The organism is Mesorhizobium waitakense, assembly GCF_056431085.1.
The window spans coordinates 1-2,243 of the sequence record NZ_JBWKME010000029.1 but is presented as its reverse complement, the minus strand read 5'-3'; the positions used below and the strand labels follow the sequence as shown (position 1 = coordinate 2,243).

Sequence of the window (2,243 nt, the reverse complement as noted above, 5' to 3'; positions counted from 1 at the left end):
CGATCCGATCTACAATCGCATCCGCGAGATCGGCCGTACCCGCACCAAGATTCACACCGACGACACGCGGCTTCCGATCCTGGCGCCCGGCACCGGCAAGACGCACAAAGGCGCGCTCTGGGTTTACGTCGCCGACGACCGCAACTCGGGTTCGCAGGAGCCGCCGATCGCCTGGTATCGCGCCACCATGGGACGCGCTGGCGAGAGCGTGATGACCGAGCTCGCCGGATTTGCCGGCACGCTCCAGGCTGACGGTTTTTCAGCGGCTATAACCAGATCTACAAGGGCGGCGCCATTCGAGAAGCTGCCTGCCTGGCCCATCTGCGTCGCAAGATATTCGACGTTCACGACAGCCAGCCGACCGAACTCAGCACGACGGCGATGGCCGGTATCCAGGCGATCTACCGGATCGAGGAAGAGATACGGGGGCTCCCACCCGCCGAGCGATTGGCCGCACGACGAAGCCGGACCCGACCACTGGTCCGGGCGCTGCGACGACAGCTCATGAAGCAGGGCAACGGTTTGTCGCGCCATGCCGATATCGCGAAGGCCTTCGCCTATGGCGCCAGGCGATGGCGCGCGTTCAACCGCTTCCTCCACGATGGCCAGCTCGAGCCCGACAACCTGATCGCGGAGCGCGCCATTCGTGGATTTACGGTCGGCAGGCGCAATTGGCTTTTCTCGGGCAGCTTCGCCGCGGCAGAGCGGTCCGCGGTCGTGCTCAGCATCATCGAGACCTGCAAGCTCTGCGGGGTTGATGCCGAAGCCTACATGGCCGATGTCACCGAGCGCATCCAGAACGACTGGCCAGCCTCGCGCTGGGACGAGCTGATGCCGTGTTGGGGTGGACGGCTCCCAACGGCATCGCAATGTGCCAGAATGAGTTCGTTGAAAGCTCAATCGAGGGAGACCGTCCGTGGAAGAGATTATCAGAATTGGCATGGATACGTCAAAGAGCGTTTTCCAATTGCATGGCGTGAACGCAGTCGAGCAACCAGTCCTTCGCAAGAAGCTTTCGCGTAGGGAGATGGTGAAATTCTTCGGGAAAACGCCGCCGACTACTATCGCACTCGAAGCCTGTGGAGGCTCTCATCATTGGGCGAGGCTGTTAAGTTCGTTCGGTCATGAGGTGAAATTGATAGCGCCTCAGTTGGCGAAACCTTATGTGAAACGCGGCAAGAACGACGCGGCGGACGCGGAAGCTTTGTGTGAGGCGATGAGCCGACCGACGATGCGCTTCGTGCCGGTGAAGACCGCGGACCAGCAGGCGGCGTTAATGCTGGTCGGTGTGCGAGAGAGACTCATTCGCAATCGGACACAGCTCGCCAATGCCATTCGCGGTTTTGCCATGGAGTTCGGCATCGTCGCGGCCACGGGCATGTGCCGCATCGAACCGTTGTTGGAGCGGATTGCGGCGGATCAATCCCTGCCTGAATTGGCCCGCGAGCTTTTTGTCATGCATGGCATTGAATATCGAGATTTGCTGGCTGAAACGAAAGCCGTCGAGGAAAAACTGACCACGTTGCACCGCTCCAATGAATGCAGCAGGCGCCTGGCCGAAATTCCGGGTGTCGGGCCGGTCGGCGCATCGCTTTTGATGATGAAGACCCCAGATCCCCGAACGTTCAAGTCGGGTCGCGATTTTGCCGCTTGGATAGGCCTCACGCCCAAAGACCATTCGACTGCAGGCAAGGTCAGACTGGGGGTGATCACACGTGCTGGCGACGAAATGCTGAGGAGCATATTGGTGGTTGGCGCGACTGCTCTTCTTCAGCACGTCAGAGCAGGTCGAAGCAGGCATGCTTCCCGATGGCTCACCGAACTACTGCAAAGGAAGAAACCAAAGCTGGTTGCGGTGGCGCTCGCCAACAAGATCGCCCGTATTGCGTGGAAGCTCATGGTGAGCGGCGAGGCGTATCGGCGGACAGAGGAGCGATCGATCGATCCAAGACGCGTGATACTCCGTCAGTTCCATTGGCCTTTCAAGGTCGTTGCCGTGTTAGGAACATGCGTTGCGGAAACCATCTTGGCCAGTGGTCATGTGCGACCACACACAAAGGCCGCACATATGGAAGCAAGCGATCCGATCAAAAATATCTGTAAAAAACACTTGCAAGCGGGAGCCGTCCACATATGGAACTGGGGGCGCCGCGAAGAGATGCCGCTCTCCTTGGCGGCATGAGCGCGATCGATGACATGGCGCTGTCGGACGAGGCGCTCGAGGCCTGGATGGCCGCCAAGAC

The 2,243-nt window shown here is 59.9% G+C and carries 1 protein-coding gene and 2 pseudogenes; all 3 read left to right on the top strand.

The annotated features are described in order from the left end of the window. Positions 1-7: 7 nt before the first annotated feature. Positions 8-205, top strand: a pseudogene (locus AC07FD_RS09055) (IS66 family transposase); the annotation flags it as partial. Between the two features lie 71 nt (positions 206-276). Beyond that, the gene (locus tag AC07FD_RS09050) at positions 277-1,023 is read left to right on the top strand and encodes an IS66 family transposase (RefSeq protein ID WP_478349559.1); all 747 of its coding nucleotides are present in this window, start codon (positions 277-279) and stop codon (positions 1,021-1,023) included. Continuing rightward, positions 917-1,921 (top strand): annotated as a pseudogene (locus tag AC07FD_RS09045) (IS110 family RNA-guided transposase); the annotation flags it as partial. The gene AC07FD_RS09050 and the pseudogene AC07FD_RS09045, both read left to right, overlap by 107 nt. Positions 1,922-2,243 lie beyond the last annotated feature (322 nt).